Annotated in this window: 20 protein-coding genes and 2 pseudogenes; 17 read left to right on the top strand and 5 right to left on the bottom strand. The window is 34.3% G+C overall.

Annotated elements, in window-relative coordinates; all coding sequences use genetic code 11:
* The first annotated feature begins 23 nt into the window (after positions 1–23).
* Positions 24–323, top strand: coding sequence for an AbrB/MazE/SpoVT family DNA-binding domain-containing protein (locus tag ACEWK1_RS13415; RefSeq protein WP_212136029.1), 300 nt, complete (start codon positions 24–26; stop codon positions 321–323).
* 230 nt (positions 324–553) lie between these two features.
* Here ACEWK1_RS13415 and ACEWK1_RS13410 read toward each other — a convergent pair whose 3' ends face one another.
* Together ACEWK1_RS13410 and ACEWK1_RS13405 are read right to left on the bottom strand one after the other, a co-directional pair.
* On the bottom strand, positions 554–1,006 hold the full coding sequence (locus ACEWK1_RS13410; protein WP_212136030.1) for a DUF305 domain-containing protein: 453 nt from the start codon (positions 1,004–1,006) through the stop codon (positions 554–556).
* A gap of 153 nt (positions 1,007–1,159) precedes the next feature.
* Positions 1,160–1,486: a four-helix bundle copper-binding protein gene (locus ACEWK1_RS13405; RefSeq protein ID WP_212136031.1), complete on the bottom strand. Its 327-nt coding sequence runs from the start codon at positions 1,484–1,486 to the stop codon at positions 1,160–1,162.
* A 130-nt stretch (positions 1,487–1,616) separates the two neighbouring features.
* Here ACEWK1_RS13405 and ACEWK1_RS13400 point away from each other — a divergent pair.
* The 13 genes and pseudogenes from ACEWK1_RS13400 to arsC all read left to right on the top strand — a co-directional run.
* Positions 1,617–2,255 (top strand): annotated as a pseudogene (locus tag ACEWK1_RS13400) (SpoVR family protein); the annotation flags it as partial.
* Positions 2,256–2,412: 157 nt separating this feature from the next.
* Complete coding sequence (locus ACEWK1_RS13395; protein WP_212136032.1) at positions 2,413–3,393, top strand: stage II sporulation protein P; 981 nt, start codon at positions 2,413–2,415, stop codon at positions 3,391–3,393.
* Positions 3,394–3,755: 362 nt separating this feature from the next.
* The gene (locus tag ACEWK1_RS13390; RefSeq protein ID WP_212136033.1) at positions 3,756–4,019 is read left to right on the top strand and encodes a metal-sensitive transcriptional regulator; all 264 of its coding nucleotides are present in this window, start codon (positions 3,756–3,758) and stop codon (positions 4,017–4,019) included.
* An 81-nt stretch (positions 4,020–4,100) separates the two neighbouring features.
* The gene (locus tag ACEWK1_RS13385; protein WP_121664564.1) at positions 4,101–4,328 is read left to right on the top strand and encodes a sulfurtransferase TusA family protein; all 228 of its coding nucleotides are present in this window, start codon (positions 4,101–4,103) and stop codon (positions 4,326–4,328) included.
* 50 nt (positions 4,329–4,378) lie between these two features.
* On the top strand, positions 4,379–4,858 hold the full coding sequence (locus tag ACEWK1_RS13380) for a DsrE/DsrF/DrsH-like family protein (RefSeq protein ID WP_212136034.1): 480 nt from the start codon (positions 4,379–4,381) through the stop codon (positions 4,856–4,858).
* A gap of 45 nt (positions 4,859–4,903) precedes the next feature.
* Positions 4,904–5,266: a rhodanese-like domain-containing protein gene (locus tag ACEWK1_RS13375; protein WP_212136035.1), complete on the top strand. Its 363-nt coding sequence runs from the start codon at positions 4,904–4,906 to the stop codon at positions 5,264–5,266.
* A gap of 15 nt (positions 5,267–5,281) precedes the next feature.
* Positions 5,282–5,578 (top strand): rhodanese-like domain-containing protein, encoded by a 297-nt coding sequence (locus ACEWK1_RS13370; RefSeq protein ID WP_121664567.1) that lies wholly within the window; start codon positions 5,282–5,284, stop codon positions 5,576–5,578.
* 50 nt (positions 5,579–5,628) lie between these two features.
* On the top strand, positions 5,629–6,204 hold the full coding sequence (locus ACEWK1_RS13365) for a sulfurtransferase TusA family protein (protein WP_212136036.1): 576 nt from the start codon (positions 5,629–5,631) through the stop codon (positions 6,202–6,204).
* Positions 6,205–6,479: 275 nt separating this feature from the next.
* Positions 6,480–7,607, top strand: coding sequence for an MBL fold metallo-hydrolase (locus ACEWK1_RS13360; RefSeq protein WP_212136037.1), 1,128 nt, complete (start codon positions 6,480–6,482; stop codon positions 7,605–7,607).
* Between the two features lie 69 nt (positions 7,608–7,676).
* Positions 7,677–8,453, top strand: coding sequence for a sulfite exporter TauE/SafE family protein (locus ACEWK1_RS13355; RefSeq protein ID WP_212136038.1), 777 nt, complete (start codon positions 7,677–7,679; stop codon positions 8,451–8,453).
* A 134-nt stretch (positions 8,454–8,587) separates the two neighbouring features.
* Positions 8,588–8,953 carry an ArsR/SmtB family transcription factor gene (locus tag ACEWK1_RS13350; protein WP_416636375.1) on the top strand — a complete coding sequence of 122 codons (366 nt, stop codon included), beginning with the start codon at positions 8,588–8,590 and terminating at the stop codon, positions 8,951–8,953.
* Between the two features lie 14 nt (positions 8,954–8,967).
* Positions 8,968–10,266, top strand: a complete 1,299-nt coding sequence (locus tag ACEWK1_RS13345) for an arsenic transporter (RefSeq protein WP_121664572.1) — start codon at positions 8,968–8,970, stop codon at positions 10,264–10,266.
* Between the two features lie 24 nt (positions 10,267–10,290).
* Positions 10,291–10,710 (top strand): arsenate reductase (thioredoxin), encoded by a 420-nt coding sequence (arsC, locus tag ACEWK1_RS13340; protein ID WP_121664573.1) that lies wholly within the window; start codon positions 10,291–10,293, stop codon positions 10,708–10,710.
* Positions 10,711–10,758: 48 nt separating this feature from the next.
* Here arsC and ACEWK1_RS13335 read toward each other — a convergent pair whose 3' ends face one another.
* Positions 10,759–11,154: an ArsI/CadI family heavy metal resistance metalloenzyme gene (locus tag ACEWK1_RS13335; RefSeq protein WP_121664574.1), complete on the bottom strand. Its 396-nt coding sequence runs from the start codon at positions 11,152–11,154 to the stop codon at positions 10,759–10,761.
* A gap of 271 nt (positions 11,155–11,425) precedes the next feature.
* Positions 11,426–11,749, bottom strand: coding sequence for an ArsR/SmtB family transcription factor (locus tag ACEWK1_RS13330; protein ID WP_212136040.1), 324 nt, complete (start codon positions 11,747–11,749; stop codon positions 11,426–11,428).
* 330 nt (positions 11,750–12,079) lie between these two features.
* On the opposite strand from ACEWK1_RS13330, the gene ACEWK1_RS13325 reads away from it, so the two are divergent.
* Both ACEWK1_RS13325 and ACEWK1_RS13320 read left to right on the top strand, forming a co-directional pair.
* Positions 12,080–12,565, top strand: a complete 486-nt coding sequence (locus ACEWK1_RS13325; protein WP_121664576.1) for a PCYCGC motif-containing (lipo)protein — start codon at positions 12,080–12,082, stop codon at positions 12,563–12,565.
* A gap of 74 nt (positions 12,566–12,639) precedes the next feature.
* Positions 12,640–13,149, top strand: coding sequence for a hypothetical protein (locus ACEWK1_RS13320; RefSeq protein ID WP_212136041.1), 510 nt, complete (start codon positions 12,640–12,642; stop codon positions 13,147–13,149).
* A gap of 50 nt (positions 13,150–13,199) precedes the next feature.
* On the opposite strand, the gene ACEWK1_RS13315 is transcribed toward ACEWK1_RS13320, so the two are convergent.
* Positions 13,200–14,060, bottom strand: coding sequence for a Cof-type HAD-IIB family hydrolase (locus ACEWK1_RS13315; RefSeq protein ID WP_212136042.1), 861 nt, complete (start codon positions 14,058–14,060; stop codon positions 13,200–13,202).
* 204 nt (positions 14,061–14,264) lie between these two features.
* Here ACEWK1_RS13315 and ACEWK1_RS13310 point away from each other — a divergent pair.
* Positions 14,265–14,363, top strand: a pseudogene (locus tag ACEWK1_RS13310) (oxidoreductase); the annotation flags it as partial.

Here is a 14,363-nt window from a genome sequence, read left to right as displayed (position 1 = left end):
CCTTTGTTTTAGAGGTGGTTTAAATGCAATTAACACTAACTAAATCAGGACAAGTTTATCTTCCAAATTGTATCAGAAAAGAGCTAAACCTCGAACCAGGCGATAACATCTATATTTTTGTAGATAATAAAGCAATTATCTTAGCAAAAGAAGCATGTGAAAAAGAAAATCAATGCATACTCAGCAATAGGGGGACACTCCATATTCCTGTTGAGATAAGAAGAATTTGTAAAATAACATCTGCCCTGAAGTTTAATGTAATTCTAAACATAGAAGATAAGAGAATTGTTTTAAGTATAGGCGATTACGAAACTGAAGGATAAATTAATAATAATTGTGGATAATACTCCTGTAAAAATAAGATTATAAAGGAGAGTTTTTATATGAACAAAGCAGATCTTCAAGTTAAATAATGCAATCAGCAAAGCGCATGAGCAATCAAAACAAAGAATGCAGCATGCTGTAAAAGACTTAGAAGAATGTATTGCAGAATGTCGAAGCCTTCTTTAAATATAAAAAAACCTCCAATTGGAGGTTTTTTAGTAAGATAGTTTTATTCTTCATCCTCTAGATCCTCAATTAATTTCTTCATTTCATCAATCTCTTTACGTTGAGCTTTTATAATTTTATCTGCTAGTTTACGAACTCTTGGGTCGGAAATTTTTGCACGTTCACTAGTTAATATCGCAATAGAATGATGGGGAATCATGGCTTCCATGTAGTCGGTATCATCCACGTATGTTTGACTTCGTAATAGGAAAAGTGAAATCGAGAAAACAAGAACACTAACAATTGCAATCCCGATATTTACTTTTCTGTTTTTTAGCATACGGTACATAAACCCTAACATAATAATAGTCATCGTAGCACCCATTAACAGAGCCATATAAAGCCTTGATTCGCTAAAAAAAACATGATCTAGACTGTAAGTGCTTAAATATTTAAATACAAACATGACAATAGTTGAGGTGAAGATCATCCCAGCAAATTTCAAGTATTGTTTCATAATCACGACTCCTTTCTTGACTATTTACATAGTGTTTTTCCCAATTAGTAACCAAGTATTCGTACATTCTTATTAATCAGAATATAGATTAAAGAGCAAAGCAAGCAATGCTCTGCTCAAGAAGATAAACAGTTGTTATTCATATTCTTGTTATTAAGCCATTTGGCGACATGCTTCTGCACATCTAAAACAAGATTCAGCACATTTTTTACAATGTTCATGCTCATGTTGTTTACACTCTTTTCCACACGCCTCACATATTTCAGCACACAGTTTACAAATTTGCTCAGCAAATGGGCTATTGGTTTGCATTGCTTTTGCTGCAAAACTACAAATATCAGCACATTCTATGTCAAGACGAATGCAGTTTGACATCATCGCTATATTTTCTTCTTTAAGGCATGCGCTATAACAAACATTACAAGCTTCCATACATTCTAAGCATGCTTGGATACATTCTTTATATTGTTGGTTTAACATATCGAATACCTCCTAATTTTTTTACATTATTAATAGTACCCGTCCAATGCAGAAAGTAACGTAGTTTTAACAAACTCCTTAGAATCTGCACATTTTATGAAAGATCACTAACATTACAAAAACACCATTGCGATACGAAGGCTGGGCTTCGTATTGGCATCAGCGTATTATCCGAGAGATGGATCTTACTTCAGATGAAGCAGTTGAGTTCGCTAAGCTAAATGCTGGTGTTGTACAGCCATCAAAAACGAGTATTAATCCATATTATCTTGGTTTAAAAACCTTTGAAGATATAGAAGAACGCTATAATAACCCAACAGAAGAAATGAAAATGTTTGGTGCAAAGCCAGGTTCAGGCCGAGAAAAAATGTTTGAGGTTCGTGAAGTAGAATCAGATATCTCATTTATCCACAATTACTTAACAAAGGATCTCGTGTTAAGAGAAGATATGTATCTTTTCCAAAAGCAAGGACGCGATTATAAAATTGTTGATAAAGAGTGGGAGGGAGTCCGTGATCAACTAGTTAGTATGCGGGTGAACGGCGGATTCCCTTATATTACAGTTAACGATGGAGATTACTTGAAAAACAACGAACTTTACCTAAAGCATTGGTTTGAGGATATTGAGCTTGATTTAAAATATCTAGAGAAAGTTCTTCCATATGTGTACCAGCTTTGGGGTAGACCAGTGCATATGGAAAGTGTTTTAGAAGGAAAAGCTGTATTGTTTTCTTATGATGGGAAGAGTGTGTCGCGGAAGTATTTATAGAGTGAAAAGTACCAGTGACTTTTCTTATTGTATTCTTTTATACACGGCCAATAGATAATCTCGATTTATTATTTGTTAACAAGAAGAACAAAGATAAAGTAATCTTCAAATCTAACCGATATATAAAGTAATATATTACTTTGATAGAGGGAAAAATATGAATGAACTAAGTACCAAAACATTAAAGTTATTATTATTTACCGTAGTAACACTGTTTTTAGGGTTGTTAACAGTAATTTTCTTCCTTTACGAAAAGGAGGAACCCCGAATAAAAAAAGGAAGTAAAAGTGGGGAGTTAAGTACAAAGGTGAATTCCAACTCTTTAAATAGCTCAAAATTTATGAGTAATAGTTCTTCAGAGGTATCAACTGAACTAGTACCGAATGCTGATTCACTTAAACAGGACGCAGAGCTGATTCAAGAAAAGATTGATTCATTGAACGAAATGGAAATAAAAAGGCCAGAAATCAAACAGAAAGAGTTTCACAGTACATTTGGAAGAAGAATAGTCTTTATCTATTTTTCTCATACTAGAGAATCTTTTTTACCTTACTTTAAAAAAGGAACTGCCCCAGAGAGTGCTTACCATTCCAAAGTAAATATATCACTGGTTGGAAACAGATTAGGAGATTCCTTGAGAAGCAATGGTATTTGGAATGATGTTAGTCAAGTAGATATAGTAAATATGTTAAATAACCGCAACTTAACATTTGGTCGTTCTTATCAAATGTCCAGGGAGGTTGTTGTAAATGAATTGCGCGAAAATAGAGATTTAGAAATGGCATTCGATATTCATCGTGATTCATTGCCAAGAGAACATTCAACAATTGACATTGGTGGAGAATCACTTGCCAAAGTTTCGTTTGTAATTGGGAGTGGACATGAAAATTATAAGAAAAATTTAGATTTTACGAATGGTATTCATGAAGTTATTGAGAAGAAATATCCTGGTCTTTCTAGAGGAGTCATCATTAAAGATAAGTCCCAAGGTAATGGTGTCTATAATCAAGATTTACTACCAAATAGTGTTATTGTTGAAATAGGTGGAGTAGAAAATAATCTGGAAGAACTTTATCGTAGTGCCGATATTTTAGGAAACGCTATAAGTCAGTACTATTGGGATAAAGTGCATGAGTAAATGGATCTGTAATATTTTTTAATAATTTTTTAGCCATCCACCCCCTTTCCCTTCATATGGAGGAGAAAGGGGGTTTCCTATAAAGACAAGGTCAGCAAATCAACCAAAATATTGTACTGTTACTTATAATGTATCTACCTTATAAGTGGATTGTAGAAATACATCTGTTTAAAAATGAAATGATACAGGTTGACAATATACCCATATAGGTATATTATTGATCCTGTAAGTTATTCTTACTGCACAGTGGCTAACCAGATAGTTTTCTTTTATTAATACTGAAATTTATATAAATAATCATTTTTCTAAAAGATATACCTGCTAAAAGATAAACAATAGTTATAAGTAAAGGAGGTATTTAGATGGAATTTAACGATCAAATGAAAAATAGAGTAAAGCGAATTGGGGGACAACTTAGAGGTATTTTACGTATGATGGAAGAAGGAAAAGATTGTAAGGAAGTTATTATGCAGTTGTCTGCAGCAAGAACGGCAATTGATCGAACTATAGGCGTAGTTGTCAGTTCAAACTTGGTAGAATGTGTTCGTCATGCTGAAGAAACTGGAGAACACAGTACAGAGGAATTAGTGAAAGAAGCGGTTAATCTACTAGTTAAAAGTCGGTGAGTAATAGGTTGACACTCTTTTTTATTTATACTAGTATATACCCGTAGGGGTAAAGGTAATTAAAATTAGGAGGATTTCACAATGAATATAGATAAAGTGTTAGATGCAAAAGGATTAGCATGTCCAATGCCAATTGTAAAAACAAAGAAGGCAATGAATGAATTAGATTCTGGTCAAGTATTAGAAATTCATGCAACAGACAAAGGTGCAAAAAATGATTTAACTGCTTGGGCAAACTCTGGTGGCCATGAATTTTTAAAGCATGAGGAAGAAGGTCAAATTCTAAAGTTCTGGATTAGAAAAGGATAAAAAATTTTAAAGATATTTATACCCTTGGGGGTAAATGAGGAGGAACTACTGTGACAGAAATGAAAAAAACAACAATTGTACTATTCAGTGGTGATTATGATAAAGCAATGGCGGCTTACATTATAGCAAATGGTGCAGCTGCTTATGATCATGAAGTAACAATTTTTCACACATTTTGGGGATTAAATGCTCTTCGTAAAGATGAAGCTATTCAAGTGAAGAAAGGTTTTATGGAAAAGATGTTTGGCAAAATAATGCCAAGAGGCGCAGAAAAAATGGGATTATCCAAAATGAACTTTGCTGGTTTTGGTCCTATAATGATCAAAGATGTCATGAAAAAGCATAATGCACTGCCTCTTTCAAATTTAATTGAGATGGCACAAGAACAAGATGTGAAACTAGTAGCTTGTACGATGACAATGGATTTATTAGGCCTTAAAGAAGAAGAACTATTAGATAAAATTGATTATGCAGGTGTTGCAGCATATCTTGCAGATGCAGAGGATGGAAACGTGAATTTATTCATTTAAAGTTAGTAGGGGGATACTCCCCTAAGTATGTAGGGAGGAAATACATTGGAATACATTAACTATATCGTCATTGCTCTTTTCGTATTTTTTATCCTGAACAGGATCATTCCTGCTAAAGGAGTAAAACATATCTCAACAACGGAACTTAAGAATGAATTAAAAGATAAAAATAAGCAGTTTGTTGATGTTAGAACTCCTGGTGAGTTTAAAGGGAATCGTATTAAAGAATTTAAAAATATTCCACTTCATGAACTGAGTCAGAAAGCTGAGAAGGAATTATCAAAAGACAAAGAAGTTATTGTGATTTGTCAAAGTAGTATGAGAAGTCAAAAGGCTAGTAAAACGTTGAAAAAATTAGGATTCACTAATGTAACAAATGTAAAAGGCGGTTTGAGCGCTTGGAGATAAAAGGAGGCTATTAATATGAAACAATTTACTGCAAAAGAAGTAGAAAACATGCTAACTCAAGGTAGGAGTGTAAACATTGTTGATGTGAGAGAAGTAGAAGAAGTACAAGCAGGGAAAATCCCGTGCGCATTTCATATTCCACTAGGCTTATTAGAATTTCGTATGAATGAGCTTGATAAGTCAAAAGAGTATATATTGGTTTGTCGCTCAGGTGGAAGAAGTGGTCGTGCCTATCAGTTCTTAGAAAACCAAGGTTTTAATGTGATTAATATGACCGGTGGAATGCTTGATTGGGAAGGCGAAACAAACTAATTTTTTTATCGGAAAACATACCCTGGTGGGTACGAGGAGGAAGTTTATATATGAACTCATTAAAAACCGATTTAATGGTAGATGCAAAAGGATTAGCATGTCCAATGCCAATAGTAAGAACAAAGAAAGCAATGAATGAACTCGAAGCAGGACAGGTTTTAGAGGTTCAAGCCACGGATAAAGGATCAAAGGCTGATATCCAAGCATGGGCAAAAAGCTCGGGACATCAATATCTTGGTACACTAGAAGAAGCAGATGTGTTAATGCATTATCTGCGTAAAGCTTCAAATGATGAAACGATCGAAAAAAAACATCCACATGTAACAAGTAATAAAGAACTAGAGCAAAAGCTGGAAGCAAGAAAAAACATTGTTGTGTTAGATGTAAGAGAATCTGCTGAATATGCATTTAGCCATATTCCAAACGCAATCTCTATTCCGTTAGGTGAATTAGATGAGCGTGTAAGTGAATTAGATAAAGAGGATGAAATTTATGTAGTGTGCCGAACTGGTAGCCGAAGTGATCTCGCGTCTCAAAAATTAACTGAAAAAGGTTTCGAAAAGGTTAACAATGTTGTACCAGGTATGAATGAGTGGTCTGGGATAACATCCAATTTAACTAGGTAATGTATCTGGTTAAATAGTTGGATAATTACTTGATTTCGCAAAAAATTGAGCTTTGATTACAAATTTTATATTAATTAGTGAAATGGAGCAGAAGACACTTGACTCCTGCGGGAGGTAGAGGAAAGGTCGAGACCCCGCAGGCAAAGCCGAGGAGGCTCGACTTCCTCCCCGCGGAAAGCAAGTGTCTGGAGCGCAATGGAACGAACAAGGTTCTACGCTTGACTATATTTGATATATTTTTTTGAATTTTAATATACCGTAGGGGGTAGTCAGATATGACAGTAAAAGCGATGAATTCAAAACAAGTAACAAAAAAGATTTTTAACAAAGAAGAATTATTTATTTTCGATGTTCGTAATGAAGGAGATTTTCAAAATTGGAAAATAGAAGGAGAAAACTTTGTTTATCTAAACATCCCATATTTTGAATTACTAGATGGTGTTGAAGAAATTTTAGAAAAGATTCCTTCTGATAAAGAAGTATTAGTGGTGTGTGCGAAAGAAGGCTCTTCTATTATGGTGGCAGAAATGCTTACAGAACAAGGTTTAGATGTTTCTTACTTAGCAGGCGGTATGAAGGCTTGGAGTGAACACTTAGAGCCAGTGAGAATTGGCGATCTAAGAGATGGTGGGGAGATTTATCAATTTGTTCGCATTGGAAAAGGTTGCTTATCTTATATGATTATTTCAAATGGAGAAGCAGCAATAATTGATTCAACTAGAATGACTTCTACTTATCTAAGCTTTGCACACAAGATTGGCGCATCTATTACTCATGTATTTGACACACACCTTCATGCTGATCATATTTCAGGTGGTAGAGTGATTGCTGAGAACACTGGTGCAACATATTGGTTACCACCAAAGGATGCAACTGAGGTAACATTCGATTATAGTCCACTAGAAGGTGGCAATACAGTCCAAATTGGAAACACAGCTATTGATATTCATGCAATATATTCACCAGGCCATACAATTGGCTCAACATCATTTGTTGTTGACTCATCATACCTATTATCAGGAGATATTCTCTTTATCGATTCGATTGGAAGACCAGATTTAGCGGGAATGGCTGAAGATTGGGTAGCTGATTTAAGAGAAAGTTTATATTCACGTTATCGTGAACTTTCAGAGGACCTAATTGTATTACCAGCTCACTTTATGATTATTGATGAGTTGAATGATGATGGAAGTGTAGCAAAAAGATTAGGAACTTTGTTTGCAGAAAATCATGGTTTAAACATTAAAGATGAAAATGAATTTAGAGAACTTGTTACAGAAAACTTACCACCACAACCAAATGCATATCAAGAAATTCGTGAAACAAATATGGGGAAAATCACTCCAGATGAAGAAACGCAACGAGAAATGGAAATCGGACCTAATCGCTGTGCGGTTAGATAATTTAAACGGCATGAATATATAGAGGGAACCTATTGTAAGGTTCCCTTTTCTAAATGGGAGGTAACAAACATGGATATGGCTTTTATTATAACGGTCTTTATTATTGGTTTTGTAGGCTCTTATATTTCAGGTATGCTAGGAATTGGTGGTTCTATTATAAAATATCCAATGCTATTATACATCCCACCTTTATTTGGTTTAGCAGCATTTAGTGCTCATGAAGTTTCAGGTATTAGTGCTGTACAGGTATTTTTTGCGACAATCGGTGGTGTTTGGGCATACAGAAAAGGTGGATATTTAAATAGAACACTTATTACTTATATGGGAGCCAGTATATTAATCGGTAGCTTCATTGGTGGTTATGGTTCTAAATTAATGTCTGAAGGAGGCATTAATCTGATTTATGGAATATTAGCTTTAATTGCTGCAGTGATGATGTTTATTCCTAAAAAGGGAATTGACGATATACCACTAGATCAAGTGAAAATTAACAAGTGGCTCTCAGCTATCCTAGCCTTAATCGTAGGTGTAGGGGCAGGAATTGTAGGTGCAGCAGGAGCATTTTTGCTCGTGCCAATTATGTTAGTTGTATTAAAAATTCCAACTCGTATGACAATTGCTTCATCTCTAGCTATTACATTTATTTCTTCTATTGGTGCAACTGTAGGAAAAATAACGACTGGGCAAGTTGATTACGGTCCAGCAGCAATTATGGTTATAGCTAGTTTGATTGCATCACCACTAGGAGCAATTGCAGGTAAGAAGATAAATACAAAAGTTTTACAAGTAATTCTGGCATTATTAATCTTTGTAACTGCTATTAAAATTTGGATGGATATTATTTAAAAGATATATAGATTATGAAGCGATACGGTTCAAAGGGATATTGAACCGTATTTTTTAGATTTAGTTGTGTAATATAAAATAAACAAGGTTTTTTTATTGAATATATAAGCGAATTATTATATATTGATATACGGATGAAGTTTAGGGTGGAATGTTTGTTGGGAACTACAATTGAATTAGAGAAAACGGCATCAATTCTGAAACTGCTAGGTGATAAAACACGCTTAACAATGGTGAAAATGTTAGATTCAAATGATTGCTGTGTTTGTGAGTTTGTTGCTATTTTTAATACTAGTCAGCCGGCTATTAGTCAACATCTACGAAAATTAAAAGATGCTAACATTGTGAAAGAGTCGAGAAGAGGTCAGTGGATTATTTATTCTTTGAATAAAGATAGTGACTATTATCCAGTCATTCAAAGCCTACTTCAACACCTTCCAAATCAAGATTATCGTATTAAAGAATTAGAAGATCAAGGACTACGGATCATATGTGAATGAATGGAGGGTAACGAATGACATCAGTATTTCTCGCATCCATTATCTTTTTAATTACACTTACTCTAGTTATATGGCAGCCGAAAGGACTATCTATTGGGTGGTCTGCATGTGGTGGTGCTATTTTAGCTTTGCTAGTGGGTGTTGTGGATTTTAAAGATGTGTTGGATGTAACGTCTATTGTCTGGAACGCAACATTAGCGTTTATTGCAATCATCATTATTTCGCTAATATTAGATGAAATTGGTTTCTTTGAGTGGTCAGCTTTACATATGGCAAGAGCAGCTCGTGGAAACGGGATAAAGATGTTTATTTATGTAAGTATATTAGGTGCGATTGTTGCAGCATTTTTTGCAAATGATGGTGCTGCCTTAATTTTGACACCAATTGTTCTTGCAATGGTTAGAAATTTAAACTTTAGTGAAAAAATGGTCTTTCCATTTATCATCGCAAGTGGCTTTATTGCAGATACAACATCGCTTCCATTAGTCGTTAGTAACTTAGTAAACATTGTTTCTGCTGACTTTTTTGGAATTGGGTTTGTTGAGTTTGCATCGCGAATGATTATTCCTAACTTTTTTTCATTAGGTGCAAGTATTTTAGTTCTATTTCTTTTTTTCCGGAAAAGTATTCCGAGACACTATGACTTATCACAATTAAAAAAACCTGCAGATGCCATTCGAGATGAAAAAATGTTCAAGTTATCTTGGATTGTGTTGGGTATATTACTTGTTGGATATTTCGCAAGTGAATTTATTGGAATTCCTGTATCTATTATTGCAGGTATAATAGCAATTTTCTTTTTACTTATGGCCAAAAGAAGTTCTGCGGTTAACACAAAAACTGTAATAAAAGGTGCCCCTTGGGCAATTGTGTTTTTCTCAATCGGCATGTATGTAGTGGTTTATAGTTTGCGAAATGTTGGATTAACCGATGTTCTAGCAAATTTAATTCAAGCAACAGCTGACCAGGGCTTATTTGCTGCAACAATAGGAATGGGCTTTATTGCTGCGGTATTATCCTCTATTATGAACAACATGCCTACGGTTATGATTGATGCCTTAGCCATCTCAGATACAAATACATCAGGTGTCATAAGGGAAGCACTTATCTATGCTAATGTCATTGGTTCTGACTTAGGCCCTAAGATTACACCGATTGGATCACTTGCTACTTTGTTATGGTTGCATGTTTTATCTTTAAAGGGTGTAAAAATCTCTTGGGGAACGTATTTTAAAACAGGAATACTCTTAACCATTCCAACATTGTTTATTACACTTGTTGGTTTATATATCTGGTTACTTATCATCCATTAATATAGTTAAAAAGGAGCAACTATTATGTCTAAAAAAACAATCTACTTCTTATGTACTGGAAATTCTTGCAGAAGCCAAATGGCAGAAGGCTGGGCAAAAAAACACTTAGGTGATGAATGGGAAGTAAAAAGTGCAGGTTTAGAAGCACATGGTTTAAATCCAAATGCTGTGAAAGCAATGAGTGAGGTTGGCATTGATATTTCAAATCAAACATCTGATGTGATCGATCCTGAAATTTTAAACAATGCTGATTTAGTTGTTACATTATGTGGTCATGCAGCAGATAATTGTCCTGTAACTCCCTCGCACATTAAACGTGTACATTGGGGATTTGATGACCCAGCAAAGGCCGAGGGAACAGAGGAGGAGAAATGGGCATTCTTCCAGCGTGTTCGTGATGAAATAGATGAAAGAATTGAGAGATTTTCAAAAACTGGAGAATAATAACAAAGAAAAAGCCGTGAGATATTCTCGGCTTTTTCTTATAGCTTATTAACCACAACAAGTTTGAATAGTGTCTACTTCAGTATCTTCTTTCGTTAAGAAAAACTCCCATTCGTGTCCATCAGGATCAGTAATCCAAAATTTATCTTGCCTTGCATAACAGCATGTTGTATCGCTCTCACTCCGCGAGAAAAACCCCTCCTTTTCTAGCCTTTCTTTATGCTTATTTAACTCATCTTTACTGAATATTTGAAACCCAAAATGATTTATATGGTTACCCTCAACATGTTCTACTGGTCGTAACGTAAAGTTTAACCCTGGATCTTCCAATAAAAACTTCACATAATCTTGTTTTACCTTTACAGGTTTTGTACCAAATAGCTTCGAATAAAAGCTAAGGGAAGCATCTAATTTTGTTACATTTAAACCAATATGAATGTTCATTTAAATCCTCCTAAGGCTGTATTTTATAAAAAGGTTAGCAACAAACTGATGGACAACAAGTAGGCATTTCAAATGATTTAGTCTTAAAAAGGTCATTATTTGTTTTTCTTTTACGCCTCTTGGGGATATTATCCTTATTTAGGTTCATTTCGTTTTGTTTGAATTTTGAAAGCATATAAATTTCATAATCATTAAACATATTACTCCTCCTTAAACAAAATAATTTGATCTATTTATCAAAAAAAATTGATTTATATGACAAAAATTTTTATCAGCATGTGGGTCTGAATAGACAACATAGCTCTGCTGATAAAAGGTGGTTCACTTCATCGAGATTGAGCTTGTAAAAATTAAATGTACCTCTTGTATCTTTTAAGATGAGGTTAGCATCTAAAAGTATTTTTAAATGATACGACAGCTTTGATTGTGTCATATCTACCATTGGTGCGAGATCATTAACGTTAATTTCACCTTTTTGTGTAAGAAGGTTCATGATTTGAAGTCTCTTTTTATCAGCAATTGCTTTAAATTTTCCCTCGTACATTTCAAAGGTTTTTTCTAAAGAAACATCTTGTAAGTTGATTTCTTCTTTCATGGAAACACCTTTTCTTCATCAATTTTTTTTGATATTTCAACTATATATCCAAAATTTACATTTGTCAATCATATTAATCAAAAAAAATTGATGTTATAATTCTACCCTTTTTAATAAGCTTTTTGTTATGGTTCATTGTCAGGACAATTAAGCTGATAAAGTGAAAAGGGTGTTATGGGATCAATTTACATTAGGAGTTGTTTCGCTAGATACATAGAGAATATAAAATGATTTCCTCAAGTTACCTACAATTTTTTTATCTGCCTGTCTCTGTTTATTATGAACATGTTAAAATTAGCATGGAACGTAGACTAAATGGAGGCAAATAATATGAAAAGATATAACAAATTAATCATGATGTTTTTAATAGGAAGCCTTATAACAGGATGTTCAGACACTGACCAAGAAGAGAATCATGAAGATCATGAACAACATAGCACAATTTCTGATATTCGCGAGGAAACAGCAAGTATAGATGTTTTACCAGCATTTTTAGCTGATAAACCAGAGGATATGCAAACGATCTACAAAGCTTCAGCAGCACATCGAGAATTATTGGAAAACATTCCTTGTTACTGTGGATGTGGCGAAACAGCAAATCATAAAAATAACTATGATTGTTTTGTGTTTGAAAATAGGGAAGATGGCACTATCGTTTGGGATGATCATGGAACAAAGTGTGGTGTGTGTCTAGAAATAGCGGCTCAATCCATTGTTGATTATCAAAATGGAAAAACAGTGAAAGAGATACGATCAAAAATTGATAACATGTATAAAGAAGGATACGCTAAGCCGACTCCAACACCTGAAGTATGATTGAATTTTTGGCTACAAAGGAATGTTTCTCTTCCTTTCTCTCATATACTCTAAGAAGGTGAGGAGGGAGTAATATGAGAATACCTGCGGCTGATCTAGGCTTGATGGCCCAACATTTAGCTACACACGAGGGTGTTATCCATCAATTCAAACAGGATTATATGATTGTACAAAATCCATCACTAAAAAAGATGCTCCATACATCTATTACTGTTATGAGAAGTCATGTTCGTGCCATGCTTGCTCTTATTGACCCTAATCAACCGGGGCCGATGCATCTTCCAGATCTTCATGAGCAGAAGATGAGTTTTGGGCCGGTAACATTAACGGAAGAGGAAGAGAAAATTGCTCTAAAGGCTAGATCAACTTCTAAATCTATGGCTAATAATAATTTTAGTTCTGCCCTTATGATGAAAAAAGCAAATGCAAGACAAACACATATAGAAATGGCTCTTCAGCAATCAAAGCTACAAGGGATGTACGATTCAATTATTCAACAAGCAGGTGGAGAGTTTACTCCGAAAGCGACAAGCAAGGAGCAGCTTCTAACTGTGCAGAACTATTTACATGTATTGAATGAGTAAACGTTACGTAAAAGAGCTAACAAGGCTTTAATCTTGTTAGCTCTTTTATGTTATTTAGGTTCTAAAATATATTTATTAATAGCATGGGCAACACCATTTTCATTGTTCGTAAGTGTGACAACATCAGCCATTTCTTTAACAGCAGGGTCACCGTTCCCCATGGCAATTGATAAGCCAGCTGTTTCAAGCATAGGAACATCGTTGAAGTTATCTCCGATTGCCACTGTATTTTCAATTGGAATGTTAAAATATTCAGCCATTACTCGGATTCCGTTACCTTTATGTCCGTTTGTATCCATAATCTCAATGTTAAACGGACCAGACGTTGTAATTGAAATTCCTTCAAACTTTTCTAATGAGGAAATGAGCTCTTCTTTCCCAGAGATGGTTGGGATAAAGAATTTTTGAACAGTAAGATCCTCAATTGCTAGCACCGCATCAAGCTCTTCAAATATTTTAATGCTATCCGTTTCCTTTGGTTGCTCCGTCATAAGCTTATATTCTTTAGGAGTTAAATGGTTTAAAACTTCCTGATTTTTATCAAGGAATGAGAGCATTCTTTCAGACCAAGTAGAAGCAACAAAGATTCCTTTATTACTATAAATTTTAAATGGATATTCCTTTTGATTAAAGACTTCTGTTACATTTTTGACAATATCTTTATTTATTGATATTTGACTTAATAGTTTTCCGTCAGCAATAACCATTGTGCCGTTACTTCCAGCAACAGGACATTGTAGTGGAGTTTTATCAATTACTGTTTTAATATCTTCCGGTGCACGACCTGAACAAATCATGACAACATGACCTGCTTGTTGAGCAGCTTGAATGGCTTGAATGTTTTCTGCTGAAATATCAATATTAGATGACAATAATGTTCCATCAAGATCAATTGCAATTAATTTTTTCATATTGTTTCTCCTTTGCTATATCTTCAATTATGTATGTAGGATCTAGTATTAACTCAATTATTTATTATGACATATTTTCATTGAAATCATGAGAAAAACGTTTGAAAAGATAATAAAATTTAAAATATCTAATGAATTCTTTTTCTTTTATTGAAAAAAAGATATACTTGCACATAGAAGAAAGTACATGTTGGAGGGATTCATATGGTTCGATTCGGTATTATCGGAACAAATTGGATTACAGAAAGTTTTATCCAAGCTGCAAGCAAAGTAGAAGGATTTTCTTTAACAGCTGTATACTCA

It is taken from the genome of Metabacillus sp. YM-086, assembly GCF_048059995.1.
GTDB classification, from domain to species: Bacteria; Bacillota; Bacilli; order Bacillales; family Bacillaceae; genus Metabacillus; species Metabacillus litoralis_B.
The sequence above is the reverse complement of the archived record's forward strand: the minus strand, read 5'-3'. Positions and strand labels throughout refer to the sequence as shown.

What these genes read in the sequence shown, in the direction of transcription:
- ACEWK1_RS13315 (WP_212136042.1), bottom strand. Translation starts at nt 14,060, where the DNA reads ATGAAAAAATTAATTGCAATTGATCTTGATGGAACATTATTGTCATCT.
- ACEWK1_RS13415 (WP_212136029.1), top strand. Translation starts at nt 24, where the DNA reads ATGCAATTAACACTAACTAAATCAGGACAAGTTTATCTTCCAAATTGT.
- ACEWK1_RS13395 (WP_212136032.1), top strand. Translation starts at nt 2,413, where the DNA reads ATGAATGAACTAAGTACCAAAACATTAAAGTTATTATTATTTACCGTA.
- ACEWK1_RS13385 (WP_121664564.1), top strand. Translation starts at nt 4,101, where the DNA reads ATGAATATAGATAAAGTGTTAGATGCAAAAGGATTAGCATGTCCAATG.
- ACEWK1_RS13325 (WP_121664576.1), top strand. Translation starts at nt 12,080, where the DNA reads ATGAAAAGATATAACAAATTAATCATGATGTTTTTAATAGGAAGCCTT.
- ACEWK1_RS13335 (WP_121664574.1), bottom strand. Translation starts at nt 11,154, where the DNA reads ATGAACATTCATATTGGTTTAAATGTAACAAAATTAGATGCTTCCCTT.
- arsC (WP_121664573.1), top strand. Translation starts at nt 10,291, where the DNA reads ATGTCTAAAAAAACAATCTACTTCTTATGTACTGGAAATTCTTGCAGA.
- ACEWK1_RS13320 (WP_212136041.1), top strand. Translation starts at nt 12,640, where the DNA reads ATGAGAATACCTGCGGCTGATCTAGGCTTGATGGCCCAACATTTAGCT.
- ACEWK1_RS13350 (WP_416636375.1), top strand. Translation starts at nt 8,588, where the DNA reads ATGAAGTTTAGGGTGGAATGTTTGTTGGGAACTACAATTGAATTAGAG.
- ACEWK1_RS13365 (WP_212136036.1), top strand. Translation starts at nt 5,629, where the DNA reads ATGAACTCATTAAAAACCGATTTAATGGTAGATGCAAAAGGATTAGCA.
- ACEWK1_RS13405 (WP_212136031.1), bottom strand. Translation starts at nt 1,486, where the DNA reads ATGTTAAACCAACAATATAAAGAATGTATCCAAGCATGCTTAGAATGT.
- ACEWK1_RS13355 (WP_212136038.1), top strand. Translation starts at nt 7,677, where the DNA reads ATGGATATGGCTTTTATTATAACGGTCTTTATTATTGGTTTTGTAGGC.
- ACEWK1_RS13345 (WP_121664572.1), top strand. Translation starts at nt 8,968, where the DNA reads ATGACATCAGTATTTCTCGCATCCATTATCTTTTTAATTACACTTACT.
- ACEWK1_RS13360 (WP_212136037.1), top strand. Translation starts at nt 6,480, where the DNA reads ATGACAGTAAAAGCGATGAATTCAAAACAAGTAACAAAAAAGATTTTT.
- ACEWK1_RS13390 (WP_212136033.1), top strand. Translation starts at nt 3,756, where the DNA reads ATGGAATTTAACGATCAAATGAAAAATAGAGTAAAGCGAATTGGGGGA.
- ACEWK1_RS13410 (WP_212136030.1), bottom strand. Translation starts at nt 1,006, where the DNA reads ATGAAACAATACTTGAAATTTGCTGGGATGATCTTCACCTCAACTATT.
- ACEWK1_RS13370 (WP_121664567.1), top strand. Translation starts at nt 5,282, where the DNA reads ATGAAACAATTTACTGCAAAAGAAGTAGAAAACATGCTAACTCAAGGT.
- ACEWK1_RS13330 (WP_212136040.1), bottom strand. Translation starts at nt 11,749, where the DNA reads ATGAAAGAAGAAATCAACTTACAAGATGTTTCTTTAGAAAAAACCTTT.